The organism is Burkholderia sp. AU6039 (genome assembly GCF_002223365.1).
GTDB lineage: Bacteria > Pseudomonadota > Gammaproteobacteria > Burkholderiales > Burkholderiaceae > Burkholderia.
This window is the reverse complement of sequence record NZ_NKFK01000005.1, coordinates 583,077-605,522: the sequence shown is the minus strand read 5'-3', so window position 1 is coordinate 605,522 and position 22,446 is coordinate 583,077. Positions and strand designations below refer to the sequence as shown.

24 protein-coding genes are annotated in these 22,446 nt (G+C 69.0%); 14 read left to right on the top strand and 10 right to left on the bottom strand.

Translation table 11 applies throughout. The features are described 5' to 3' along the window. The first annotated feature begins 17 nt into the window (after positions 1-17). On the top strand, positions 18-548 hold the full coding sequence (locus tag CFB39_RS20505; RefSeq protein WP_089474216.1) for a CMD domain-containing protein: 531 nt from the start codon (positions 18-20) through the stop codon (positions 546-548). Beyond that, positions 545-1,138 (top strand): peroxidase-related enzyme, encoded by a 594-nt coding sequence (locus CFB39_RS20500; RefSeq protein WP_089474215.1) that lies wholly within the window; start codon positions 545-547, stop codon positions 1,136-1,138. The genes CFB39_RS20505 and CFB39_RS20500 overlap by 4 nt, the downstream gene beginning before the upstream one ends. A 45-nt stretch (positions 1,139-1,183) precedes the next feature. Here CFB39_RS20500 and CFB39_RS20495 read toward each other — a convergent pair whose 3' ends face one another. Further along, on the bottom strand, positions 1,184-1,615 hold the full coding sequence (locus tag CFB39_RS20495; RefSeq protein ID WP_089474214.1) for an Lrp/AsnC family transcriptional regulator: 432 nt from the start codon (positions 1,613-1,615) through the stop codon (positions 1,184-1,186). Between the two features lie 346 nt (positions 1,616-1,961). Between CFB39_RS20495 and CFB39_RS20490 the strand changes: the two genes are divergently transcribed. Both CFB39_RS20490 and ctlX read left to right on the top strand, forming a co-directional pair. Then, complete coding sequence (locus tag CFB39_RS20490; RefSeq protein WP_089443214.1) at positions 1,962-3,041, top strand: ornithine cyclodeaminase; 1,080 nt, start codon at positions 1,962-1,964, stop codon at positions 3,039-3,041. Between the two features lie 59 nt (positions 3,042-3,100). Next, on the top strand, positions 3,101-4,114 hold the full coding sequence (ctlX, locus tag CFB39_RS20485; protein WP_089474213.1) for a citrulline utilization hydrolase CtlX: 1,014 nt from the start codon (positions 3,101-3,103) through the stop codon (positions 4,112-4,114). 250 nt (positions 4,115-4,364) lie between these two features. On the opposite strand, the gene CFB39_RS20480 is transcribed toward ctlX, so the two are convergent. The 6 genes from CFB39_RS20480 to CFB39_RS20455 all read right to left on the bottom strand — a co-directional run bounded on the left by CFB39_RS20480 (position 4,365) and on the right by CFB39_RS20455 (position 11,301). Further along, a complete protein-coding gene (locus CFB39_RS20480) occupies positions 4,365-4,871 on the bottom strand; it encodes a GNAT family N-acetyltransferase (protein ID WP_089474212.1) in 507 nt (168 codons plus the stop codon). Beyond that, the gene (locus tag CFB39_RS20475) at positions 4,868-5,173 is read right to left on the bottom strand and encodes a DUF1778 domain-containing protein (protein ID WP_089443216.1); all 306 of its coding nucleotides are present in this window, start codon (positions 5,171-5,173) and stop codon (positions 4,868-4,870) included. The genes CFB39_RS20480 and CFB39_RS20475 overlap by 4 nt, the downstream gene beginning before the upstream one ends. A gap of 253 nt (positions 5,174-5,426) precedes the next feature. Then, positions 5,427-8,171 carry an Hsp70 family protein gene (locus tag CFB39_RS20470; RefSeq protein ID WP_089474211.1) on the bottom strand — a complete coding sequence of 915 codons (2,745 nt, stop codon included), beginning with the start codon at positions 8,169-8,171 and terminating at the stop codon, positions 5,427-5,429. 5 nt (positions 8,172-8,176) lie between these two features. Continuing rightward, positions 8,177-10,018, bottom strand: a complete 1,842-nt coding sequence (locus CFB39_RS20465) for an Hsp70 family protein (protein WP_089457644.1) — start codon at positions 10,016-10,018, stop codon at positions 8,177-8,179. Continuing rightward, positions 10,015-10,608 (bottom strand): DUF2760 domain-containing protein, encoded by a 594-nt coding sequence (locus CFB39_RS20460; protein ID WP_089474210.1) that lies wholly within the window; start codon positions 10,606-10,608, stop codon positions 10,015-10,017. The genes CFB39_RS20465 and CFB39_RS20460 overlap by 4 nt, the downstream gene beginning before the upstream one ends. Before the next feature lie 252 nt (positions 10,609-10,860). Further along, complete coding sequence (locus tag CFB39_RS20455) at positions 10,861-11,301, bottom strand: Rrf2 family transcriptional regulator (RefSeq protein WP_089474209.1); 441 nt, start codon at positions 11,299-11,301, stop codon at positions 10,861-10,863. A gap of 161 nt (positions 11,302-11,462) precedes the next feature. On the opposite strand from CFB39_RS20455, the gene CFB39_RS20450 reads away from it, so the two are divergent. The 5 genes from CFB39_RS20450 (at position 11,463) to CFB39_RS20430 (ending at position 16,536) form a co-directional block, all read left to right on the top strand. Next, positions 11,463-12,377, top strand: a complete 915-nt coding sequence (locus CFB39_RS20450) for an NAD(P)/FAD-dependent oxidoreductase (protein WP_089474208.1) — start codon at positions 11,463-11,465, stop codon at positions 12,375-12,377. A 147-nt stretch (positions 12,378-12,524) separates the two neighbouring features. Continuing rightward, entirely contained in the window at positions 12,525-13,451 is a 927-nt protein-coding gene (locus CFB39_RS20445) for a LysR substrate-binding domain-containing protein (RefSeq protein ID WP_089443222.1), read from the top strand. 128 nt (positions 13,452-13,579) lie between these two features. Continuing rightward, positions 13,580-14,710 carry a DSD1 family PLP-dependent enzyme gene (locus CFB39_RS20440; protein ID WP_089474207.1) on the top strand — a complete coding sequence of 377 codons (1,131 nt, stop codon included), beginning with the start codon at positions 13,580-13,582 and terminating at the stop codon, positions 14,708-14,710. Positions 14,711-14,819: 109 nt separating this feature from the next. Next, positions 14,820-15,791: an ornithine cyclodeaminase family protein gene (locus CFB39_RS20435; protein ID WP_089474206.1), complete on the top strand. Its 972-nt coding sequence runs from the start codon at positions 14,820-14,822 to the stop codon at positions 15,789-15,791. 22 nt (positions 15,792-15,813) lie between these two features. Then, a complete protein-coding gene (locus CFB39_RS20430) occupies positions 15,814-16,536 on the top strand; it encodes an HAD family hydrolase (protein ID WP_089474205.1) in 723 nt (240 codons plus the stop codon). Positions 16,537-16,664: 128 nt separating this feature from the next. On the opposite strand, the gene CFB39_RS20425 is transcribed toward CFB39_RS20430, so the two are convergent. Continuing rightward, a complete protein-coding gene (locus CFB39_RS20425) occupies positions 16,665-17,282 on the bottom strand; it encodes a glutathione S-transferase family protein (RefSeq protein ID WP_069250828.1) in 618 nt (205 codons plus the stop codon). Positions 17,283-17,370: 88 nt separating this feature from the next. Beyond that, a complete protein-coding gene (locus tag CFB39_RS20420; protein ID WP_089428263.1) occupies positions 17,371-17,739 on the bottom strand; it encodes a hypothetical protein in 369 nt (122 codons plus the stop codon). Between the two features lie 80 nt (positions 17,740-17,819). On the opposite strand from CFB39_RS20420, the gene CFB39_RS20415 reads away from it, so the two are divergent. Then, the gene (locus CFB39_RS20415; RefSeq protein WP_089474204.1) at positions 17,820-18,287 is read left to right on the top strand and encodes a MarR family winged helix-turn-helix transcriptional regulator; all 468 of its coding nucleotides are present in this window, start codon (positions 17,820-17,822) and stop codon (positions 18,285-18,287) included. A 36-nt stretch (positions 18,288-18,323) separates the two neighbouring features. On the opposite strand, the gene CFB39_RS20410 is transcribed toward CFB39_RS20415, so the two are convergent. Then, entirely contained in the window at positions 18,324-18,917 is a 594-nt protein-coding gene (locus CFB39_RS20410; protein ID WP_069250827.1) for a TetR/AcrR family transcriptional regulator, read from the bottom strand. 117 nt (positions 18,918-19,034) lie between these two features. Between CFB39_RS20410 and CFB39_RS20405 the strand changes: the two genes are divergently transcribed. The 4 genes from CFB39_RS20405 to CFB39_RS20390 all read left to right on the top strand — a co-directional run bounded on the left by CFB39_RS20405 (position 19,035) and on the right by CFB39_RS20390 (position 22,437). Next, positions 19,035-20,093: a trans-acting enoyl reductase family protein gene (locus CFB39_RS20405; protein WP_089474203.1), complete on the top strand. Its 1,059-nt coding sequence runs from the start codon at positions 19,035-19,037 to the stop codon at positions 20,091-20,093. After that, positions 20,090-20,851: an isocitrate lyase/phosphoenolpyruvate mutase family protein gene (locus CFB39_RS20400; RefSeq protein WP_089474202.1), complete on the top strand. Its 762-nt coding sequence runs from the start codon at positions 20,090-20,092 to the stop codon at positions 20,849-20,851. Before CFB39_RS20405 ends, CFB39_RS20400 begins: the two co-directional genes overlap by 4 nt. A 134-nt stretch (positions 20,852-20,985) precedes the next feature. Then, positions 20,986-21,543 carry a carboxymuconolactone decarboxylase family protein gene (locus CFB39_RS20395; protein WP_089474201.1) on the top strand — a complete coding sequence of 186 codons (558 nt, stop codon included), beginning with the start codon at positions 20,986-20,988 and terminating at the stop codon, positions 21,541-21,543. 48 nt (positions 21,544-21,591) lie between these two features. Continuing rightward, complete coding sequence (locus CFB39_RS20390) at positions 21,592-22,437, top strand: helix-turn-helix domain-containing protein (RefSeq protein WP_089474200.1); 846 nt, start codon at positions 21,592-21,594, stop codon at positions 22,435-22,437. Positions 22,438-22,446: the final 9 nt, after the last annotated feature.

Below are 22,446 nucleotides of genomic sequence, written 5' to 3'. Positions count from 1 at the left end.
GAAGGGAACCCGAAACGATGACTGAATCCATCACGCCGGCCGATGCGCCGGACACGATCGATGCGGTGGCCGGCCTGCGCGATGGCGACGCCGTCGCCGCGCTGCGTCGCGCACGCGACAAGGTGCTGCTCCATACGCGGCTGAGCGAAGCGGCGCTGTTCGATCCCGCGTTGCCCGATCTTTCGTTGATCGAACGACTGCACGCGGCGCGGTATGTCGCAGAACAATCGAACGCTCGCGTGCTGGCCGACACCTATCGCGCACGACTGATCGACGCAGGCGGCACGCTCGACGATATCGCACGTGCGGACGCTGATGCATTCGACACCTTGCCCCGCCGCATCGGCGCGATCCTCGCGCATGCACGCCTGCTGACGCGCGCGCCGGTCGATGCACGTCCGTCCGATCTCGACGCGCTGAAGTCGGCCGGACTCACGACGCCCGCGATCGTCGCGCTGTCGCAGCTCGTGGCGTTCGTCGCGTATCAGTTGCGCGTCGCGGTGGCCGCGCAGGCGCTTCAGGCACGTGCCGCAGCGGAGGCCGCATGACGACGACCACGCACGGCTTCACGTCCGACACGCTCGGCTGGCGCGCCTGGCTCGACACCGTTTCGCTCGATGCCGCGACGCCCGACCAGCTGGCCGTGCTCGAAGCGAGCCACCCGCAAGCGAAGACGTCCGACTATTACCTGCTGCTCGTCCATCTTCCCGAGATCCTGCGGCAGCGCTCGGGCGTATTCAACGCGATCATGTACGGCCCCGGCGGGTTGTCGCGCGCGGAGCGTGAACTGGCGAGCACGGCCGTGTCGCGCGTGAACGGCTGCGTGTACTGCGCGTCCGTGCATGCGCAGCGCTTTACCCAGCTCGCGAAGCGCACCGACGCGATCGAGCAGGTGTTCGACGATCCGGTGACGGCCGGCACGACGGCGCGCGAACGCGCGATCATTCGCTATGCGATCGCGCTGACGGAGCGGCCCGATACGGTCGACGCGAGCGATATCGCCGCGCTGGAAGCCGAAGGGCTGACGCATGAGGAGATTCTCGACCTGTCGCACGCGGTCGCGATCTTCGCGTGGGCGAACCGGTTGATGCTGACGCTAGGTGAGCCGGTATTTCCGGAATCGGCGACCAGCGCCTGACGCCTGAGCAAACCTGAGCGCTGACGCCGGCGCCGCCTGCCCGCGTCACGCCTTGTGCGTCGACAGCAAAATGCTCGTCTCGGTACTCGCGATTCCGTCGATTAGCCGGATCGCGCCGAGCACGCGATCGAAGTGCTCGAGCGAATCGGCATGCAGTTCGGCGACGAGATCCCAGCGCCCGTTGGTGCTGTGGATCGACGCGACGTTCGGATGCCCGCGCAGCACCTTCACCACTTCCGCGCCGCGATTGCCCTGCACGGCGATCGACATCAGCGCGCGGATCCGGTGCCGTTCGGCCGCCGGCTTGAGCCGCACCGTATAGCCGACGATCACGCCGTGCTTCTCCAGCCGCGTCAGCCGGTTCTGCACGGTTGCGCGCGCGACGCGCAATTCCTTCGCCAGCGCGACGACGGGCAGTCGCGCGTTGTCGCGCAGCAGCGCGATGAGCTGCCGGTCGACGTCGTCGAGCGTGATCATGAACGAGCCTTCCTGTTGAACGTGAACCGGCCGCCAGCGTGCCGGAGCCTTCGCCTATCGACCAGTGCAACTTGGTCAAACTGCCATATCTGGCCAGCAATTTGCAAAGTCTATCGATAAATCTGCCACTTTTGCCGTCTTTTTGTTGGCTCGACTCGCCGAAATAATGACGCTATCGACCCGCGAGATGTGCCGCACCGCCGCTTCCAGCAAGCCGGGACGCGCGCCGAAGCACCGCGCGGTCGACCAGAACGCCAGGGACACCCGTACCGGCACTGAGCATTTGCAAAGCATGGGACCCGAGTAAGCGCTAAAGCGCTAACTCGGGTCGACAGGAGACAAACGCATGACCCGCTTCCTCGACGTTCCCGCCACCGCCCGACTGATCGCCCAGACCGGCGTCACGACGTTCCTCCGCGAGCTCGTCGACACGCTGCGCGCCGATTACCTGCACTGGGCCGACTTCGACAAGTCGCCGCGCGTCGCGTGCCACTCGCGCGACGGCGTGATCGAACTGATGCCCGTCGCGAACGCGTCGCTGTTCGCGTTCAAGTACGTGAACGGCCACCCCGTCAACGCCGCGCGCGGAATGCACACGGTGATGGCATTCGGCGCGCTCGCCGAAGTCGATACCGGCTACCCGCTGCTGCTCGCCGAACTCACGCTGACCACCGCGCTGCGCACGGCGGCGACGTCCGTGCTCGCCGCGCAAGCCCTCGCCCGCCCCGATTCACGCACGATGGCGCTGATCGGCAACGGCGCGCAGAGCGAATTCCAGGCGATCGCGTTCCACACGCTGCTCGGCATCGACGAAATCCGCGTGTTCGACGTCGATCCGCACGCGACCGACAAGCTCGTGCAGAACCTCGCCGCCTACCCGGCGCTGCGCGTGGTGCGCGCCGCGTCGACCGCCGACGCCGTGCGCGGCGCCGACATCGTGACGACCGTCACCGCCGACAAGGCCTACGCGACGATCGTCACGGCCGACATGATCGAACCCGGCATGCACCTGAACGCCGTGGGCGGCGATTGCCCGGGCAAGACCGAACTCGAGGCCGGTGTGCTGCAGGCGGGCCGCGTGTTCGTCGAATTCGAGCCGCAGTCGCGCATCGAGGGCGAGATCCAGCAGATGCCGGCCGACTTCCCCGTCACCGAGCTGTGGCGCGTGCTGCAGGGCGAGACGACCGGCCGCGAACGCGCGGATGAAGTCACGGTGTTCGACTCGGTCGGCTTCGCGCTCGAGGACTACTCGGCGCTGCGCTACCTGTATGCGCTCGCGCAGCAGCACAACGCGGGCGTCGAGATCGCGCTGATTCCGCCGGCCGTCGACCCGAAGAACCTGTTCGCGCTGATCGACGACCCGGCCGCGATCGCGCAGGGTCACGCGGCGTACGTGACCGAAGCCGTCGCCGCGTTCGCGCGCTGACCGTCATCCCCGGGCGGCCCGCGCGCCGCCCGGCCCGTTGCCTTTCGTTCCTGCCTTCCATGAATCTCGTATCGATCCAGGCACCGGCCGCCGTCGTGATGATCCGGCCGCACCGCTTCCTGCCGAACCCGCAGACCGCGGCCGACAACGCGTTCCAGCGCGCGGCGACCGGCGGTGGCACACCAGACGCATCGTCGGTATCGGCCGCCGCGCGCGACGAAGTCACGGCCGCCGCGCGGACGCTCGCCGATGCGGGCGTGCGCGTGCACGTGTTCGACGACCACGGCGAGCGCGACACGCCCGACTCCGTGTTCCCGAACAACTGGTTCTCGACGCATCCGGGCGGCCACGTCGCGCTCTTTCCGATGTTCAGCGCGAACCGGCGCCGTGAGCGGCGCGCGGACGTGATCGAGATGCTGAAGGCCGAGTACCGCGTGCAGGACGTGATCGACTACTCGGGCCTCGAATACGACGACGTGTTCCTCGAAGGCACCGGTGCGATGGTGCTCGACCACGTCGCGCGGATCGCGTACACCGCGCGTTCGCGCCGTGCCGATCCGGTCGCGCTCGAACGCTTCTGCACGCACTTCAATTTCGAGCCGATCTGCTTCGATACGGCCGATGCCGACGGGCGGCCGATCTATCACACGAACGTGATGATGAGCGTCGCGACCGAGTTCGCGATGGTCGGCCTCGAACTCATTGCCGACAGCCGCCGTCGTGAAGAAATCGCGCAACGGCTCGCCGAGACGGGCCGCACGGTGATCGCGCTCGATGCCTCGCAGATCGCGAATTTCGCGGGCAATACGCTGGAATTGTCGGGCAAGGAAGGGCGTGTGCTCGCGCTGTCGCGGCGCGCGTACGACTGCCTCACGCCGGTGCAGCGCGCGACGATCGAGCGTTCGGCACGGCTGCTGCCGCTCGATGTGCCGACGATCGAACTGGCCGGCGGATCGGTGCGCTGCATGCTGGCGGGGATTCATCTGGCGCGGCGGGCGGCCATTCAGAACGCACCGGACGTGCCTGCAATCGAATTGGCCAAACCGCAGCGTGCGCGGGAACCGCAGGCCTGACATCGAGAGGCGAAAAGCCCGCAACGTTCGTTGTTTGATACGCCAGCGCGGAGCAGTTTCGGTACGGCTGCCACCGAGCGCAGCAAACGGCGCTGCCACGGGTACCGACACGCAAGTCTGGGCGGCCGTCGCGGTCAGTTGGTAGAGCAGGTGGACATATCAGGCTCCGTCCTCGGCAGGCGTCATGTCGATCAGCCGGAGCACGCTAGTACGCAATGCCATGGTCGGTCGGGACATGTTCGATGCGCGCTCACGTCAACGACGCGCGCAAATCGGTCAGTGTGATCATGACTGTCATAGGGTCAAGCGGCGACGGCTCGAATCCGACCTGCAGATAGAAGCGCTGCGCGTCGGCCGACAGTGCATGTGCGAGCAGCCCGCGAATCCCGATGGTGTCCGCCGCCTGCATGACCCGTAGCCCGGCGTCACGCAACAGCCCGCGGCCCAGTCCGCGGCCCTGCCAGGCCCGGTCTACCACGAGCCTGGCCAACACGACGACCGGTACGGGGTCCGGCATGTTGCGGCGAAACCGTCCGGGCGCGGCCGCGACATCCACCGCACCCGACGCTAGCGCGTAGTAGGCAACGACGCGCTGGTCATCACACACCACAAAGGTACGTGACGCGCCGCTCACGTGGTTACGCAGGGCTCTCCGCTTGAGCCAATCGTCCAGGTTCGGCTCACCCGAATCGAAGGCGTCCAGGGCGCCCGCCTGCGCATGTTCGAGCGTAATCGGGGTGGGCGCGCGCAGCGTCATGCGACGGGGTCGGCCGAGCCGTCCCACGGCGCGGGCGTCCGCATCGTGCGCCGCAACTGGGGATTCGGCGCCGGTGGCGCGTCGAGCCGCGCGACGAACGCGGCGTACGCGTCGGGACTGGCGCGCACCAGCGTCGCCTCGAGCAGGGTTTCCTCAGCGGCCGCGCGGGCGGCGGACAGGATGAAGTCGGTGCGGTTCTGCCCGCGTGCGGCGGCCGCGCGATCGATCAGGTCGCGTTCGTCAGGCTGCACGCGCAAGTTCAGGGTGTCGCGCTTGGTCGGGGGGCTATGGGTAGCGGACATGGAGGAGCCTCCGGTCAACAAGAGTTCTTGGATACCCATATCGTACTGACATTGTCAGTACAATTCCACCGACTATCAACGTCCAGAACACCGGCCGGAGGCATACAAGGCGGGAACAGAATCCGTCTGCGACTATCGCGCCCTGTTCAGGCGCATAGTCGGCTAGCGGCTAGGCGGTCGGATCCGCCCAACGAAGTTGCTTGCATCTCCACTACCCGCTCCGAACGGTGCCTAAACGCGGGGCAGTACGCGCTCACCCCGCCAGCAGCTTCAACCCCGCCGGCAGCGTTTCACCGAACACGCGCACCGTGTCGGCTTCGTCGAACGCGATCGCCTCGCGCACCATGTCGATCCACGCCGCCGATGCATTCGCGGCCGACAGGCGCTTGATCACGGCCTCGCGCGTGTCGTCGGGCAGGTCGCGCGAACGGTCTCCGGTCATCCGCGCGATCTGCGCGGCCGCGAACGCCGCCGGCTCGACCTGTTTCCAGTCGAGCGCGAACAGCGCATCGAGCCAGCCGGTGGCGACGTCCGCCGGCACGACGCTGTGCGCGCTGCCGTAGAACGGCCGACGCGCACCGATGCGTCCGAGTGCCCACGCGCACAGCGTGCGCTCGGCCGGCTTCTGCAATTGCGCGATCAGCCGCTCGGCCAGCTCGACCTTGCGTTCGACGGGCAGCCGTTCGAGCGACGCGGACAACCGCGTCATGTCGGCCGGCCCGACCTTGCCCGGATCGAACGGCAGCTTGCGCCGCTTGTCGTCGGTCGGTTCGAGAAACGCGATCGCGTCGCGCACCTGCGTCTGCGCGTCGTCGTCGAGGCCGCCGGCCACGCGCCGCCACAACGTCCACCACTCCGACCACACCTGAGCGTCGGTCACATACTGAATCCCGTCGTCGAACAACGGCCACAGCTGCTCGATGCGCCATGCATCGAGCGGATGCCCGAAGCCCGGACGCAGGCAATAGCCGGCCAGGTTCAGCCACGCACGTTCGTGATCGGCCGAGCGCCGGCGGCGCCGCGCGCGTGCCAGCAACGCGTCGAACAATTCACGCGCGAGCGCGACGTCCCAGTCTTCACGCGCACCGAGCACCTGCTCGAGCTGCGCGCGCAGCCGGCGCGTATCTTTCGGCGTGACACCGGCGGCCTTGCTGCCGAACGAGCGCTCGATCAGTTCGAGCGCCTGGTCGAGCCGCGGATGGCGCGCGAGCGCAGCGTCGTCGCCGTACGCGGGCGCATCGCCGCGCAACTGGAATTCGAGCCGCCAGCGGCGCGACGCATCGTCGGTCGCGATGCAGTGCATTTCGAGCGTGCCGACTTCCGTCAGCGACGCGGTGAGCTTCACCGGCGTTTCGCGCGCATCACCGCCCGCTTTCGCGTCGACGACCGTCGCGATCGGCGGCAGCCGCACGAAATCGCCGCCATCGAGATCGACGAGATCGCCGGGCCGATACGCGGTGTCGGCCACCGTGGATACGAGGTGGAAACGCACCGGCTGCCCGAGTTGCAGCGCGAACATGCGATCGTCGAGCCGGATCTCGTGGCCCTCCTCCGTGCCGCGCGGCAGCAGGCACACGCCACGCGCGGCCGCGCCTTCGACGCCATCGTCGAGCACGAGGAAATAGCTGCGCGCGGAACCGCCACCGATGCGCGGCGCATGCCCGGCGCGCGCGAGCCCGTAGGCCACCGCGCCGCGCGCGACCGCGACGTCCGGATGCGCGTTGTGCAGCACGTCGAGCGGCGCACCGCGCCACGCGCCGAGCGTCTGCGCGAGACGGCCGGCGAGCGCGCCCGCGCGGAACACGCCGCCGTTGAGCAGCAGCGTGTCGGGCAGCGGGCCTTCCGCATGACGGTTCAGGAACGCGGCGACGTGCCGCGTGACGGCCGCGTCGCTCGCATACGGCAGCCCGAATTCAACGATCGCGGCACGCGCACGGCGCGGCAGTTCGCCGGCTTCGACCTGCGGGAAGAAACCGTCGACGACGATCTGCTCGACTTCCTGCCGCGTCAGCTCGGCCGAACGCGCGCCACCGACGAGCTTGCTGCCCGCGCCGAGCAGCGTGACGTTGACGGACTCGGGGGCATCGTCGCCGAGCAGCCGCTCCTTCGCGGCACGGCAACGCTCGACGAGCTGCGACAGGCTCGCGGCGGACAGCCGCGTGCCGGGCTCGGTCAGCCGCGACTCGACCAGGCGCGCGAGCGCGAGGTCCATGTTGTCGCCGCCGAGCATCAGGTGGTTGCCGACGCCGACGCGCGTGAACGTCGGCTCGCCGTCGCCGCCCGGCGCGACATCGACGAGCGTCAAGTCGGTCGTGCCGCCGCCGACGTCGCAGATCAGCACGCGGCGCGCAGCGGCAAACGTCTCGCGCAGCGTGTCGCGCTGCCCGTACAGCCAGTCGTAGAACGCGGCCTGCGGCTCTTCCAGCAGCCGCAGCGCGGGCAGCTTCGCACGTCGCGCGGCCTCGACCGTCAGCGCACGCGCGCCATCGTCGAACGATGCGGGCACCGTCAGGATCACGTCCTGCTTCGCGAGCGGTGCATCGGGAAAGCGGGCGTCCCACGCGTCACGCACATGCGCGAGATAGCTCGCGCTCGCATCGACCGGCGACACCTTGTCGACGCCATCGGCCGCGCCCCACGGCAGGATCGCCGCGAGCCGGTCGACCGACGCGTGCGACAGCCAGCTCTTCGCGCTCGTCACGAGCCGGCCCGGTACCTGCGCGCCGAGCGTGCGCGCGTAGCGGCCGATTACGGCCGGCGTCGCACCGGCCGCGCTCGCTTTCTGCTGGGCCGCCCACGGCAGCCGCAGCGTGTCCGGCGGCAGCTCGCCCGCCGCCGGGTGATAGCGCACCGACGGCAGCAGCGGCTGCGCGGCCACCGCGCCGGGGCCGACCAGCTGCTCGACGTCGAACACGCGGATCGCGTCGGAACCGGCCTCGACGTACGCGACGACCGTATTGCTCGTGCCGAGGTCGATCCCGACCGTATAGCGCTTCATCGCGCTCAGGCGGCGCCGCGCACGTCGAACTCGACCTTCCAGCGCTCGTCCGTACCGCTCGGGATCGCCTCGAGTTCGAGCGTGCCGGCTTCGGTCACGCGCGCATGCAGCTTCACGGGCACGACTTCGCCGACGGTGCGGCCTTCGGCGGGCAGCGTCGCCTGGATTTCTTCCAGCTCCTGCAGCTCCTCCGGCGACCAGTAGTCGAGCAGCGTGCCGACCTGGTCCTGGCGGCGCACCGACGAACCGAAGAAGCGGAACTGCACCGGTTCGCCGACGACGAGGCCGAACTCCTGCGGCGGCAGTGCCGCGTCCGAGCCTTCCTCCATCCCGAACGGCGCGACGCACAGCGCCTGCACCGGCGGTTCGAGCCCCGGCACGGCCGGCATCGCCGATTCGATCGCGACGTAGTACGCACGCGCCGTGCCGCCGCGAATGCGCACGCCACGGCCGCGCTTCACGTAGCCGTAGTACGCGGCGCCGCGCGCGACCGCGAGATCGAGATCCGCGCCTTCGAGCAGGCGCGCGGGCGGCGCACCTTCGGCGGCGAGCCAGCTGTTGAGCGTATCGAGCACGCGCTGCGTGAGCAGCGCCGACTTGAACACGCCGCCGTTGAACAGCACGGCGGTCGGATGCAGGAACGTCGCGCCTTGCGGCAGCGTGCGCTGCACGCCTTCGAGCGAGTCGAGCGCCGCGACCTGGCGGCCGAGGAACGCCGCGAGATGGCGCGTGATGCCGGCGTCCTGCGCATACGGCAGGCCGAGCTGCGTCAGGCCGACGCGCGCGCGGCTCACCGGGCGCGCGGCCGCGTCGACTTGCGGGAAGAAGCCTTCGAGGATCGTCTGCGTGAGTTCCGCGCGCGTCAGCTCCGTGCGGATCGAGCCGCCGATCAGCTTCGAGCCGCGGCTCGGCACGACGAGCGGCACCGCGTCGGTCGTCGGGTCGGACAGCAGCGTTTCCTTCGCGGAACGGCATGCGTACGTGAGCGCGCGCAGTTGCCACGGATCGGCCTGCGTGCCCTGCTGCGCGAGCTTGCGCGCGACGACATGCGCGAGCGCGAGGTCCATGTTGTCGCCGCCGAGCAGGATGTGCTCGCCGACCGCCACGCGATGCAGTTCGAGATTGCCGTCGCGCTCGACCACCGCAATCAGCGACAGGTCGGTCGTGCCGCCGCCGACGTCGACGCACAGGATCAGGTCGCCGACCTGCACCTGCTTGCGCCAGCCGCCCTGGCTCTTCTGGATCCAGCTGTACAGCGCGGCCTGCGGCTCCTCGAGCAGCGTCATCCGCGAGTAGCCGGCGGCGCGGGCGGCCTCGGCCGTCAGCTCGCGCGCGGCCGGGTCGAACGACGCGGGGATCGTGACCGTCACGTCCTGGTCGGCGAACGGCGCGTCGGGATGCGCGTGGTCCCATGCTTCGCGCAGGTGCGTCAGGTAGCGGATCGAGCTTTCGAGCGGCGACACGCGCGCCACTTCCGGCGGCGCATCGCTCGGCAGGATCGCCGCGCGGCGATCGACGCCCGGATGGCACAGCCAGCTCTTCGCGCTCGACACGAGGCGGATCGGCGTGCCGGCGCCGCGCGTGCGCGCCATCTCGCCGACCGCGAAGCCGCGCGAGGCCGTCCACGGCAGCGTCAGGTCGCCCTGCGTGAGTTCGCTCTCATGCGGCAGGTAGAGGAACGACGGCAGCAGGTCGCGCGACTCCAGCGCGCCGGGCGCGGTGAGCTGCGCGATCGGCAGCACCTGCTGCGTGATGGTTTCGCCGTCGCTCGCGGCGCTGTCGACGTACGACAGCGCGCAGTGGGTGGTACCGAGATCGATACCGATCGAATAGCGCGGATCGCTCACAGTTCCACCTCCGCCGGTGCGATGACCGACGCGTCATGGCTGCCCGTCAGCTTCGGCAGGCGCACGTCGGCGACCCGCCAGCCGCGATGGCTGACGGTGCCCGTGAATGGCGCGGCGCCGACCACGTTGCCGGTCACGCGCACGGCCGTCGCGTCGAAGCCGGCCGGCAGCGTCACGCGGCTGCCTTCGGCTTCGTCGCGCACCGGCACGATCGTGAAGTGTTCGCGCAGCGCGGCACGGCAGCCGTCGTGCACGAGGCGCGCGGCCGCGCCGATGTCGGCGTCCGCGTAGCCGGCGATGTCTTCCTCGACGAAGTCGATGAAGCGCGCATCGCGCTGCAGCAGGCCGAGCAGTTGCAGCGCAGCCTGCGGGCTCGCTTCGCGCAGTTCGGGCGCCGGCGCCTTCACGGGCGCGGCGGCAGGCGCCGGGGCCGGCGCGGGAGCCGCGGCGGGGGCCGGCGCGACCGGTGCCGGGGCGCCATCGCGCACGCGCAGCACGCCGGCCGCGAACTCGCGGTTGCCGAGCACGGAGAAAAACGTGCCGACGGCCAGCGACAGCCGGCCGAAGAAGGACAGGTTGGATTCGGGCATGGGGTCTGGACTCCTGTGGGCTCGCGACATGGCGAGCGTTTCTTGCCTGGGCGCCCGGCGACGGCGTGCGGATGGCGCACCGCCGCCGCCCGGCGCGTGATTCGGTCGCGCCCTCGCGGGTGCGGAAAACCCGTATTTTGCCCTGTGGCGGGCGAACCGGGCAGAAGTTGGGGGACAGAACATCGCGGTGCAGCGTTTTCGGCCGCGTCGGCGTGCGCTTTGCGCGACGCCCGGCCGCGATGCTGCGGCGCGTCAGCGCGGCTTGCGCCGCTTCGCGTGTTTCGCCTCGAAATCGCGCGACAGCATGCCGAGCGTGACTTCGCCGAAGCGGGCGAGCAGCGTCGTCTCGGCCTCCTTCAGCGTGGCCGACAGGTGCGCGTTGACGGCCTGCTCGACCAGGCATTCGGCCTCGTCGTCGGTCACCAGATCGGAGAACAGCGGCGGCTCGCCCACCGCGCGATAGACGTCGAGCAGCGTGATGTCGTCGAGCGCGACGCTCAGCACCCAGCCGCCGCCATGCCCCTTCTCCGACTGCACGTAGCCGCAGTCGCGCAAGCCGCCGAGCAGGCGCCGCACGACGACCGGGTTCGTGCCCAGCATCGTCGCGATCGCGTCGGACGTCATCGGGCCGTCGGCCTGATCCATGTGGATCAGCGCATGCAGCATCCGCGACAAGCGGCTATCGGTTCTCACGAGCGGCGCTCTCCTCTCTCGAAACTTTTGAAGTTGCGTGAATGATACCATCGCCCTATCATGCAACTTCTCGTGTTTCGTGAGTTGGGTTGAGTTGAGTCGAGACGACCACCATCGGAGCACGTCCGTCATTCACGCAGGTTCAGGAAAGGAGTCGGTGCATGCAGGACCATCATGAAGTGATCGTGATCGGCGGCAGCTTTGCGGGGCTGTCGGCCGCGATGCAGCTTGCGCGGGCGCGCCGCCGCGTGCTCGTGATCGATGCCGGCCGGCCGCGCAACCGCTTTGCCGCGCACGCGCACGGTTTTTTCGGGCAGGACGGCAAGCCGCCCGCGCAGATCGTCGAGGAAGCCGCCGCGCAGCTCGCCGCGTACCCCACCGTGCAGCGGATCGCGGGAGACGTGCGCACGGCCGAGCGCGATGCGGACGGCCGCTTCCACGTGACGCTCGCCGACGGCAGCCGTGCGAGCGCCGACCGGTTGATCCTCGCGACCGGTATCCGCGACGAACTGCCCGCGCTGCCGGGGCTTGCGGAACGCTGGGGGGTGAGCGTGCTGCATTGTCCGTACTGCCATGGATACGAGGTGAGCGGCCAGCGGCTCGGCGTGCTCGCCACGCATCCGCTGTCGGTGCATCAGGCGATCCTGATTCCGGATTGGGGCCCGACGACGTGGTTCACGCAGGGTGTAGTCGAGGCGAACGAAGAAGAAGCCGCGTTGCTCGATGCGCGCGGCGTGCGCATCGAACGGTCGCCGGTCGTGGAAATCCTCGGCGATACGCCGCGGATCGATGCGTTGCGGCTCGCCGACGGGCAGGTCGTGCCGATCGATGCGCTGTTCGTCGGCGCGCACACGGCGATGGCGAGCGATCTCGCGCAGCAGCTCGGCTGTGCATTCGACGACGGGCCGCTCGGCCCGGTCGTGCGCGTCGATGCAATGAAGCAGACGAGCGTCGCCGGCGTGTTCGCGGCCGGCGACGCGTCGACGCCGATGACCAACGCAACGTTCGCATCGGCGTCGGGCGTGATGGCCGGGGTCGCCGCGCACCGGTCGCTGATTGTCGGGCTCGGCCGGTAACGGTGCGTGGCGTCGCGGGCCGTGTGATTCGAAGCGGCCGGGCAATCCGATTCGATGCGCGACCGACGCGATCCACCGCCGCATCGATGGATTCGCGTCGCGATGTGCGGTTTAATGCTCGGCACACCCAGCATTAAGAGACACGAAATGCTCGACCTCGACGACCTTCGACTCGTCCGCGCGATCGGAACATCACGCTCGCTGGCCGCGGCGGCGCGATTGCTCGATCTCACGCCGCCCGCGGTCACGATCCGCCTGCAGCGGATGGAAGCGCGACTGAACGCCCGGCTCGCCGTGCGGCAGCCGAAAGGGATCGCGTTGACCGACGAAGGGCAGCGTCTGTACCAGGAAGCCGTCGACATCCTCGAGCGCGTGGAGGCGCTGCCGGTCAGCATCTCGGGCGACCACGGCGACGTGCGCGGCACGCTGCGCGTCGTCGCCCCCCTCGGCTTCGGCCGCAAGTACGTCGCGCGGATCGTGCGCGACGTGCAGCGCGCGCATCCGAAGCTCGACATCGCGCTCCACCTGTCGGAGAGCCCGTTGACCAGCGCGCCGGGCGCCGACGTGGTCGTTCACGTCGGCAGCCTCAAGTCGTCGTCGTGGATCGGGTATCCGCTCGCGCCGAATGACCGCTTTCTGTGCGCGAGCCCCGCCTATGCGCGCCGTATCAAGGAATTGAACCATCCGTCCGACCTGGCCCGCTACGACTGCCTGTGCCTGCGCGAGAACGACGAGGACATCCCGCGCTGGCGCTTCTCGCAAGGCGGCGACGTGAAGGGCGAACCGCGCCGGTCCGCCGTGATCCGCGTCAGCGGCGCGCTGTCGTCGAACGACGGCACCGTCATCACGGAATGGGCGCTGGCGGGGCTCGGGATCGTCGAGCGCTCCGAGTGGGACGTCGCGCCGCTGCTGGCGAACGGCAAGCTCGTGCGGTTGCTGCCCGACTGGCATCTGCCGCCCGCCCCCGTGACGGCGCTGCTGCCGTCGCGCACCGGCCGTTCCGCGCGGCAACGGGTGTTCCTCGAAGCCGCGACACGGTTTCTCAGCCCGCCGCCGTGGCGCGGCAATGCGTGAGCCGCGCCACGGTCCACGCGGTCTTGTCGATTAAACAGTCTTTAATGGCGGATTAGCAGCGCGTTAAACCCGAGACTCATCGACAGCCATACAGTGTCCACATCGGCAACCCTCCGAGGCAACGCATCGTGGACCTTCAAACCCTCAACACCCCGGCCGCCCTGATCGACGTCGGCCGCATGCAACACAACATCGGCCGCATGCAGGCCCATCTGGACGCACTCGGCGTCAGGTTCCGGCCGCACGTCAAGACCACCAAATGCACACAGGTCGTCGATGCCCAGATCGCGGCTGGCGCGCAGGGCATCACGGTGTCGACGCTCAAGGAAGCCGAACAGTTTTTCGCGCACGGTATCCGGGACATCGTCTACGCCGTCGGCATGGTGCCCGCGAAGCTGGGCCAGGCGCTCGCGCTGCGCCGGCAGGGCTGCGACCTGAAGCTGGTCGCCGACAGCCTGTCGGCCGCGCACGCGATCGCCGAATTCGGGCGCGCGCACGACGAGCGCTTCGACGTGTGGATCGAGGTCGACGTCGATGGTCACCGCTCGGGGATTCCGCCCGACGCCGACCTGCTGATCGACGTGGGCCGCGCACTGGTCGACGGCGGGATGGTGCTCGGCGGGGTGTTGGCACACGCGGGCTCCAGCTACGAATACAACACGCCCGACGCGCTGGCGGCGATCGCCGAGCAGGAACGCAGCCGCACCGTGCAAGCCGCGGAGCGCCTTCGGGCTGCCGGGCTGCCTTGCCCGGTCGTGAGCATCGGCTCGACCCCCACCGCCCTCACGGCGAAACATCTCGAAGGCGTGACCGAAGTGCGCGCCGGCGTGTACGTGATGTTCGACCTCGTGATGCACAACATCGGCGTGTGCGACCTGTCCGACATCGCGCTGTCGGTGCTGACCACCGTCATCGGGCACCAGGAAGAGAAAGGCTGGGCGATCGTCGACGCCGGCTGGATGGCGATGAGCCGCGACCGCGGCACGCAGCGCCAGGCGCACGATTTCGGCTACGGGCAAGTTTGCACCGAACACGGCGACGTGCTCGGCGACTACGTGATGAGCGCCGCCAACCAGGAGCACGGGATCGTGTCGCGGGCAGGCACGCCCGACGCCGGCATCGCGCAACGGTTTCCGATCGGCACCCGCCTGCGCATCCTGCCGAATCACGCGTGCGCCACCGGTGCGCAACATCCCGAATATCAAGCGATCGGCGAAGAAGGCGGCGCGCAAACGTGGCCGCGCTTCTACGGGTGGTGAGCAAAACCGCGCGCCCGTGCCGCCCCGTCGATTCATTGACTATTTGTCCAAATCTGGACAAAATTTAAACCACCCCGATATGCGTGGCGCCGAAAGCGCTTGCCCGAACATGCCGACCGACGACCGACTCCTGCTTCTCGACCGCGATACCGTCGCGCCCGCCCTCCAGGCCGCGCAAGTGACGGCGGCCGTTCGCGAAGCCTTCGTGCTGCACAGTCAACGGGCCGGACGCGTGTTCCCGGTAGTGCGCGAGAAACTGCACACCGGCGGCGTGTTCGGCATCAAGTCGGGCGATGTCGCGAATCAGGACCTGCTCGGTTTCAAGGCGGCCGGATTCTGGCCCGGCAACCGCGGGCTCGGCGGCGAACCGCATCAGGCCACCGTCGCGCTGTTCGACCCGGCTACGGGCCGCCCGCTGTGCATCATGGACGGCAATGCGATCACCACCGCGCGAACCGGCGCCGCCGGCGGCCTCGGTCTGCAACTGCTCGCGCGACGCGACAGCACGCGAATCTGCGTGTTCGGCACCGGCGTGCAGGCGCGTGTCCAGCTCGACTATGCACTCGGGCTGCTGCCGCAACGGTGCACCGTGCAGTACGTGAGCGCCAGCGGCGAGCCCGACCCGGCGTTCGAATCGGCCTTCCGGGAACGATGCACGATCGGCGTGGCGCGCGAGCGGAACGACGCGGTGGCCAATAGCGACGTGGTGATCACGGCAACGCCGGGCGGCGGCCCGCTGTTCGATGCGGATGCGGTGCAGCCGGGCACCCACCTGACCTGCGTGGGCGCCGATACCGCCGGCAAGCGCGAGCTGCCGGCAGGCGTGCTGGACCGCGCGCGGGTTTTCGTGGACGATCACGACCAGGCGCGCAGCATCGGCGAGTGCCAGTGGGCGCCCGATTTGCCACGCACGGAAATCGGTGACATCCTCGCGGGAACCGCGACGGTCGACCGCGCGCCGCACGAGATCACCGTCTTCGACATGACCGGGCTCGCGCTGCAGGACCTGACCGTCGCACGCTTCCTGTATCGGCAGGCCCTCGAAAACGGCACCGGAATCTCCATTCCGTGGCCCTGGTAAACGAAACTCCCCGTCAAGCTCCATGCGTCTCACCCAAGTTTCCGCCCTCTCGTTCGACCTGGACGACACCCTGTGGCCGTTCGGGCCATCCGTCGTACGGGCCGAAGGGGAGCTTCGCACGTGGCTGATCGAGCATGCGCCCGGTACCGAGCGTGTGCTGCCCACGCAGCAGGCGCTCAGCGACTTGCGTGAGGAATACGAACGATTGTGCCCCGACCTCGCCGGCGACTTCCGCGCGATGAGAATCGGCTCGATCCGGCTTGCGCTGGAGCGCGCGAACGAAGATGTCGCGCTCACCGACCGTGCGTACGCAGCCTTCTATGCCGCGCGCAACCGGGTTGAATTCTATGAAGATGCGTTGCCGGCGCTCGCGTGGTTGAGCGCGCGGTTTCCGTTGATCGCGGTGACCAACGGCAACGCGGATCTGCGACTGACCGGCGGCGGCGAATTCTTTCGTGCGACGCTCAGTGGGCAGGCGTTCGGGGTCGCGAAGCCGGAGCCCGGGATCTTCCATGCGGCGGCGGAGGCGCTCGATGTGCGGCCGGCGGAATTGCTGCATGTCGGCGACGATTACCACCTCGATATCGTCGGCGCATTGAACGCGGGGCTTCAGGCCGCGTGGGTGGTGCGCGATACGCATCCGGAAGCGGAGCGTGTGCAGCAGCAGGCCGCGACGCCGCACGTCACGCTCAGCGACCTGTCGATGCTGTGTCGCATGCTCGGCGGGCCTGACGACGTGGCGTGAGCACCTGCGTGCGCCGCGTTCGCGACGCACGCTTCATCATCCTGAAACGCGGCAAGACTGCCGCTCGCCGACCGCACCAACGTAACGGCCGGCCGTGCCGATCCAACGCATGACCGGCCGCGGCCCGTTCACGCCGCCTTGCGCGCGTCCGCGATCCGCTGCGGTGCCTTCGGCCGCGCATACAGCCGTTCGAGATACGCACGCAACTGCGGAAACGGTTCGATCAGGTTGCACTCGCCGGCCCAGTCGATCAGGTAAGCCGTCACGCAATCGGCCACCGTCAGCGTGTCGCCGACGATGAATTCGCGCCCTTCGAGATGCTTGTCGAGGATCGCCGCCATCGTCCTGAAATCCTCGCGCGCCAGTTCGATGTCGGCCGGCGAACGCTTCTCCGGCGGATAGATGAACGAGTGCCGCGTGATCCGCCACAGCGGCTGCTCGAGCTCCGTCACCGCGAACATGACCCACCGGTAAGCCTCGGCCCGCAGCGCCGGATCGACCGGCAGCAGCGCCTTCTCCGGGTACTTGTCCGCGAGATACAGCACGATCGCGGCCGATTCGGGAATCACGAGGTCGCCGTCCACCAGCACGGGCACCTTGCCGGCCGGATTGAGGCGCAGGAATTCGGGCCGCTTGTGTTCGCCCTGGAGCAGGTTCACCGAGATGAACTCGAAATCGGCATCCAGTTCCTTCAGCCCCCACAGCGCGCGTTGCGAGCGGGTGCCGGCAAATCCGTAAAGCTTCATCGCCAGTCTCCATCCAGAATGTCGGGAAAACGTCCACCTGCCGGCCACGGCGCATCGCCGATACACGGCGCCGGGCCTCGCGCGTCGTTCACGCGCCGGGAATCGCCAGCACCGGCATCACATCGATCGCCACGCCCGGGAACAGCGTGAAATGCGGATGGCCTTCGAACAGCGCGGCCGCGGCTTCGTGCGAGGCCGCCCGCACGACGGTGAAGCCGCTCATCGCGTTCGCCGTGTCCTTGACACCGGCGGCATCGATGGTCTTCGTCTTGCCGAGCGGGCCGCCCATCTCGACGATCGCGTCGCGATGCCGGTCGACCCACGCATGCCATGCGGCGATGCCGTCGCGCTCGCGCGTGCGCCGCTCCTCGTCCGGCAGCGCCATCCACGCCTTCATCGCCGGGCTCTCCTTCGTCCCGAGAAATACCGCGAGATACAACTGCTGTTGAGCACTCATGTGTCCCCTCCGGTGACGGACGCGACGGGCTGCCGCGCCTCGACCTTGACAAGATAGGTTGATATCAACACAATTGCAACATGGCACGAAAAGAAAAGCTCCCCTTCGAAACGACGCTGATGGTGCGCGATTGCTGCCTGTGCCTGCACATGCAGCGCGCGGCGCGCAATCTTGCGCGGATCTTCGACGATGTGCTGCGCCCGCTGGATCTCACCAACGGCCAGTTTTCGCTGCTGATGTCGCTGAACCGGCCCCAGCCGGCGCCGATGAAATCGGTCGCGTCGCTGCTCGCGATGGACCGCACCACGCTCACGGCCGCGCTCAAGCCGCTCGAGCGGCGCGGCCTGGTCACGATCAGCCAGGATCCGGACGACCGGCGCAGCCGCCTGCTCGAACTGACGCCGGCCGGCCAGGACCTGCTCGCCGCGGCGTTTCCGCTGTGGCAGCAGACGCATGCCGAGATCGAACGGCCGTTCGCGCCGGGAGAAGTCGATCAGTTGCGCGGCCAGTTGCGCGCGCTGTCGGTCGATCCGGCCGCGCGCGATTGAGCCGGACCGGCGCGCGGATCGCCGCGGCCGGGCGGCTTACTTGCGGCCCTTCTTCGGCAACAGCAGTTGCGCGAATTCCTGCAGGAAAGCCACGGGCCCATGCGCATGCAACGCCTGCCCGCTGCTCAGCGCGCCGTCGATCACGGTCGCAAGCCGCAGCGCGAAGGTTTCCGGCTCGTCGACACCCATCGCATCCGCCAGCTCGGTCAGCCGGCGCCGCAATTCCTGCTTGTGCGCGACGGCCACCTTGCGGGCCGGATGGTTGCCGTCCGCGTATTCGGCGGCGATGTTGATCTGCGGGCAGCCGCGATAGCCGGGGCGCGCAATGCGCTCGCCGATCCATTGCAGCTGCGCATCCAGTTCCTCGCGCGGCGTGCGCCGGTATTGCGCGGCCACCGCATCCCAATGCGCCCAGAAATCGGCGTCCTCGCGCAGCAGGAACGCTTCGATCAGGTCGTCCTTCGTCGTGAAGTAACGATAGAGGCTCGTCTTCGCCACGCCCGCCTGCGCGACGATCAGGTCCACGCCGACCGCGCGCGTACCCTCCCGGTAGAACAGCTCGCTGGCCGTCTGCAGAATGCGTTCGCGCGTATCGGGCGCGTTCCCTGGTGTGCCTGTTTCCTTTTTCATCTCGACCCGGCCGTGCTGGCCGCCCCTACCGCAACAGTGAGCCGATCATAGCACCGCGTGCTTGACGACGCTACAGGTCTGTACTATAAAACAGACCGTTCTGTATCGGAGTGGATCATGGATGATCGAATGACGGTTGCAGTCTATGGCGCCACGGGTCATACCGGGCGGTTCGTCGTCGCGGAACTGGCGCGGCGCGGCGTGCGCGCGATCCGCATCGGGCGCGACGCCGCGCGGCTCGCGGAGGACGGCGGCGATACGGCGCTCGCGCTCGCGCTCGCGCGCGTCGCCACGATCGACGATCCGGCCGCGCTCGACGCCGCGTTGCGCGGCGCGGATGCGGTGATCAACTGCGCGGGCCCGTACCTGGATACCGCGCTGCCGCTGGCCGATGCGGCGCTGCGGGCCGGCATCCCCTATCTCGACCTGACCGCCGAGCAGCCGTCGGTGCTGGCGCTGGCCGAGCACTGCGATGCGCGGGCGCGCGCCGCGGGCGTGACCCTCGTGCCGGCCGCGGCGTTCTACGGCGGCCTGGCCGACCTGCTCGTCACGGCCGTCGTGGACCCGCACCAGCCGATCGAGCGCGTCGATATCGCAACCGGCCTCGACCGCTGGCACCCGACGCGCGGCACGCGCGTGACGGGCGAACGCAATCGCGCGGTGCGGCTCGTGCAGAAGGACGGCAAGCCGACGCCGGTGCCGTCGACCGCACGCGAACGCGCATGGCCGTTTCCGCCGCCGATCGGCCGCGTCGACGTGACGCTGCTGCCGTTTTCGGAAGTGATGACACTGTCGCGTCACCTGCGCATCGATACGATTGAATCGTGGCTCGCCACCGTCGCGCTGCGCGACGTGCGCGATGCCGCCACGCCGCCGCCCGAGCCGACCGACGCGCTGGGCCGCTCGGCGCAGCAGTTCGCGATGGACGCGATCGTCGTGCAGGGCGGCACGACGCACCGCGCGACGGCGTCCGGGCAGGACATCTACGCGGTCAGCGCACCGATCATCGTCGAGGCAGCCGTGCGCCTGATCGCGGGCGACACCGGGGTGTCGGGCGGCGTGCGCAGTCTCGGCGAGCTGTTCGACGCACGCGATTTCCTCGCGGCGCTCGAATCGGTGGCAGTATCGTTCGGCACGACAACCGATCCGGTTTTCAACCAGGAGACGCAAGCATGAGCAGCAATGAGAAAGGCGCATATTTCCGTTCGCTTCACCGTGCGGGCCAGCCGCTGGCGCTGTTCAACGTGTGGGACGCCGGCAGCGCGCGCACGGCGGCCGATGCGGGCGCCGTCGCACTGGCGACCGGCAGCTGGTCGGTCGCGGCGGCCAACGGTTTCGGCGACGGCGAGCAGATGCCGCGCGCGCTGATGATGGACGTGCTCGAGCGGATCACGCGCGCGACCGACCTGCCCGTCACCGTCGATCTCGAAAGCGGGTACGGCGAGCGGCCGGAAGATGTCGCCGAAACGATCGCGCTCAGCATCAAGGCCGGCGCGATCGGCTGCAACCTCGAGGACAGCTTCCCGGCGACAGGCGAATTGCGTGACGTCGACGCAGCGGCGGCTCGTCTCGCGGCAGCACGGCAGGCTGCCGATCGCGCGGGCACCGACTACTTCATCAACGCGCGCACCGACGTGTTCTTCACGGCGCCGGCCGACACGCACGACGAGCGCCTGCTCGACGCCACGCTGGCCCGCGCACGCGCGTATGCCGCGGCCGGTGCCGATGGGCTGTTCGTGCCGGGGCTGGGCTCGCCTGCGCTCATTCGCGCGCTGACGGCCGCGTCGCCGCTGCCGGTGAACGTGATGCGCGTCACGGAAACGCCGACGCTCGCCGACTTCGCGGAATACGGCGTGGCCCGCATCAGCCACGGGCCGTATCCGTACCTGCAGGCGATGAAGACGCTGGCGGAGATGGTCAGGCAAGGCGGCTGACAGCTTCGCGGAGCGGTCAGCCTCGCGCGCCCATCGAACGATTACATCGCATGTAATTGGCGCACGACACGGCCGCTCCTACGCTTCGGGTGTCGCGCCGCCATTCCGGCGGCGCTCACCACCCCGGAGACACCATGTCCGCCTACCCGCTTCACACCATCGACTCGGCACCGGCCGCCTCAAAGCCCGTCCTCCAGCAGCTCCAGCAAACCTTCGGCATCGTCCCGAACATCGCGGCGGCCATGGCCGCGTCGCCGGTGCTGATCAACGGCTTCATCGGCCTGTTCGAGCGCGTGCACGCGAGCAGCCTCACCGAGCCGCAGATCCAGACGCTCCTGCTCACCAACGCGGTCACGAACGCGAGCGAATGGCCGGTCGCGTTCCATACCGCGCTGGCGCTGAAACAGGGTGTGACCCACGCCGACGTCGACGCGATCCGCCGCGGCGCCCTGCCCGGCGACCCGACACTGGCCGCGCTGTCGGCCACCGCACGCAAGCTGATCGACACCCGCGGCCGCCTGCCCGAGGCCGACCGGCAGGCGTTCCTCGACGCCGGCTTCAGCGCCGAACAGTTGCTGGAAGTGATCGCGGTGGTCGCCGCATCGACGATCACGAACTACGTCGGCAGCGTGACGCAGCCCGCGCTCGAAGCGCCGTTCGACGCATTCGCATGGCAGGCGAACGCCGCGTGAGTCCGATATAGTCGATCGCGTCGCTCACGGAGCGCCCAGGGAGGCACGATGAACGCCAGCCGTCGCGAACCGCACGCGCCGCCGCACGAACTCGGCCAGTTGCTGCGCTACTGGCGCGACGTGCGCGGCGTGAGCCAGCTCGACCTGTCGCTCGACGCGGGCATCTCGCAGCGCCAGATCAGCTTCATCGAAAGCGGACGCAGCGTGCCGGGCCGCGACACGCTGCTGACGCTCGCGCAAACGCTGGACGTGCCGCTGCGCGAGCGCAACGCGCTGCTGCTCGCGGCCGGGTATGCACCGGTGTATTCGGAAGCGCCGTGGGATGCGCAGGAGATGCAGGGCGTGATCGGCGCGCTCGAACGCGTCGTGCGCCAGCACGATCCGTTTCCGGCGATCGTGATGGATCGCCACTGGAACGTGCTGATGACCAACGACGCGGCGCCGCGCTTCTTTGGCTGCTTCATCGACCTGGCCGCGCGCGACGGCCCGCGCAACCTGCTGCGCCTGATGTTCGATCCGCAGGGGATGCGGCCGTTCCTGGCCGACTGGGAGACGGTGTCGCGCAGCCTGCTGCAGCGCGTGCATCGCGAAGCGGTCGGCCGCGTGATCGACGACGACACGCGGCAGTTGCTCGACGACCTGCTCGCGAGCCCCGATGCGCCGCGCGACTGGAAAACGCCGCCGGCGCCGGCCGCCGCCCCGTCGCTGCCGGTCATCCCGATCGGCTTCGTGCATGAAGGCGTCGTGCTGCGTTACTTCTCGCTGGTCACGACGGTAGGGACGCCGCAAAGCGCCGCCGCGCAGGAGTTGCGCATGGAATGCATGTTCCCCGCCGACGACGCGACCGAAGCGCGTCACCGGCAGTTGCTCGACACGCACGCCCCGGTGCGCTGAGCGGCGGGC

Excerpts from the sequence above, each read along its gene's own strand:
- CFB39_RS20505 (WP_089474216.1), top strand. The coding sequence starts at position 18 with ATGACTGAATCCATCACGCCGGCCGATGCGCCGGACACGATCGATGCG.
- CFB39_RS20500 (WP_089474215.1), top strand. The coding sequence starts at position 545 with ATGACGACGACCACGCACGGCTTCACGTCCGACACGCTCGGCTGGCGC.
- CFB39_RS20495 (WP_089474214.1), bottom strand. The coding sequence starts at position 1,615 with ATGATCACGCTCGACGACGTCGACCGGCAGCTCATCGCGCTGCTGCGC.
- CFB39_RS20490 (WP_089443214.1), top strand. The coding sequence starts at position 1,962 with ATGACCCGCTTCCTCGACGTTCCCGCCACCGCCCGACTGATCGCCCAG.
- ctlX (WP_089474213.1), top strand. The coding sequence starts at position 3,101 with ATGAATCTCGTATCGATCCAGGCACCGGCCGCCGTCGTGATGATCCGG.
- CFB39_RS20480 (WP_089474212.1), bottom strand. The coding sequence starts at position 4,871 with ATGACGCTGCGCGCGCCCACCCCGATTACGCTCGAACATGCGCAGGCG.
- CFB39_RS20475 (WP_089443216.1), bottom strand. The coding sequence starts at position 5,173 with ATGTCCGCTACCCATAGCCCCCCGACCAAGCGCGACACCCTGAACTTG.
- CFB39_RS20470 (WP_089474211.1), bottom strand. The coding sequence starts at position 8,171 with ATGAAGCGCTATACGGTCGGGATCGACCTCGGCACGAGCAATACGGTC.
- CFB39_RS20460 (WP_089474210.1), bottom strand. The coding sequence starts at position 10,608 with ATGCCCGAATCCAACCTGTCCTTCTTCGGCCGGCTGTCGCTGGCCGTC.
- CFB39_RS20450 (WP_089474208.1), top strand. The coding sequence starts at position 11,463 with ATGCAGGACCATCATGAAGTGATCGTGATCGGCGGCAGCTTTGCGGGG.
- CFB39_RS20445 (WP_089443222.1), top strand. The coding sequence starts at position 12,525 with ATGCTCGACCTCGACGACCTTCGACTCGTCCGCGCGATCGGAACATCA.
- CFB39_RS20435 (WP_089474206.1), top strand. The coding sequence starts at position 14,820 with ATGCCGACCGACGACCGACTCCTGCTTCTCGACCGCGATACCGTCGCG.
- CFB39_RS20430 (WP_089474205.1), top strand. The coding sequence starts at position 15,814 with ATGCGTCTCACCCAAGTTTCCGCCCTCTCGTTCGACCTGGACGACACC.
- CFB39_RS20425 (WP_069250828.1), bottom strand. The coding sequence starts at position 17,282 with ATGAAGCTTTACGGATTTGCCGGCACCCGCTCGCAACGCGCGCTGTGG.
- CFB39_RS20420 (WP_089428263.1), bottom strand. The coding sequence starts at position 17,739 with ATGAGTGCTCAACAGCAGTTGTATCTCGCGGTATTTCTCGGGACGAAG.
- CFB39_RS20415 (WP_089474204.1), top strand. The coding sequence starts at position 17,820 with ATGGCACGAAAAGAAAAGCTCCCCTTCGAAACGACGCTGATGGTGCGC.
- CFB39_RS20410 (WP_069250827.1), bottom strand. The coding sequence starts at position 18,917 with ATGAAAAAGGAAACAGGCACACCAGGGAACGCGCCCGATACGCGCGAA.
- CFB39_RS20405 (WP_089474203.1), top strand. The coding sequence starts at position 19,035 with ATGGATGATCGAATGACGGTTGCAGTCTATGGCGCCACGGGTCATACC.
- CFB39_RS20400 (WP_089474202.1), top strand. The coding sequence starts at position 20,090 with ATGAGCAGCAATGAGAAAGGCGCATATTTCCGTTCGCTTCACCGTGCG.
- CFB39_RS20395 (WP_089474201.1), top strand. The coding sequence starts at position 20,986 with ATGTCCGCCTACCCGCTTCACACCATCGACTCGGCACCGGCCGCCTCA.
- CFB39_RS20390 (WP_089474200.1), top strand. The coding sequence starts at position 21,592 with ATGAACGCCAGCCGTCGCGAACCGCACGCGCCGCCGCACGAACTCGGC.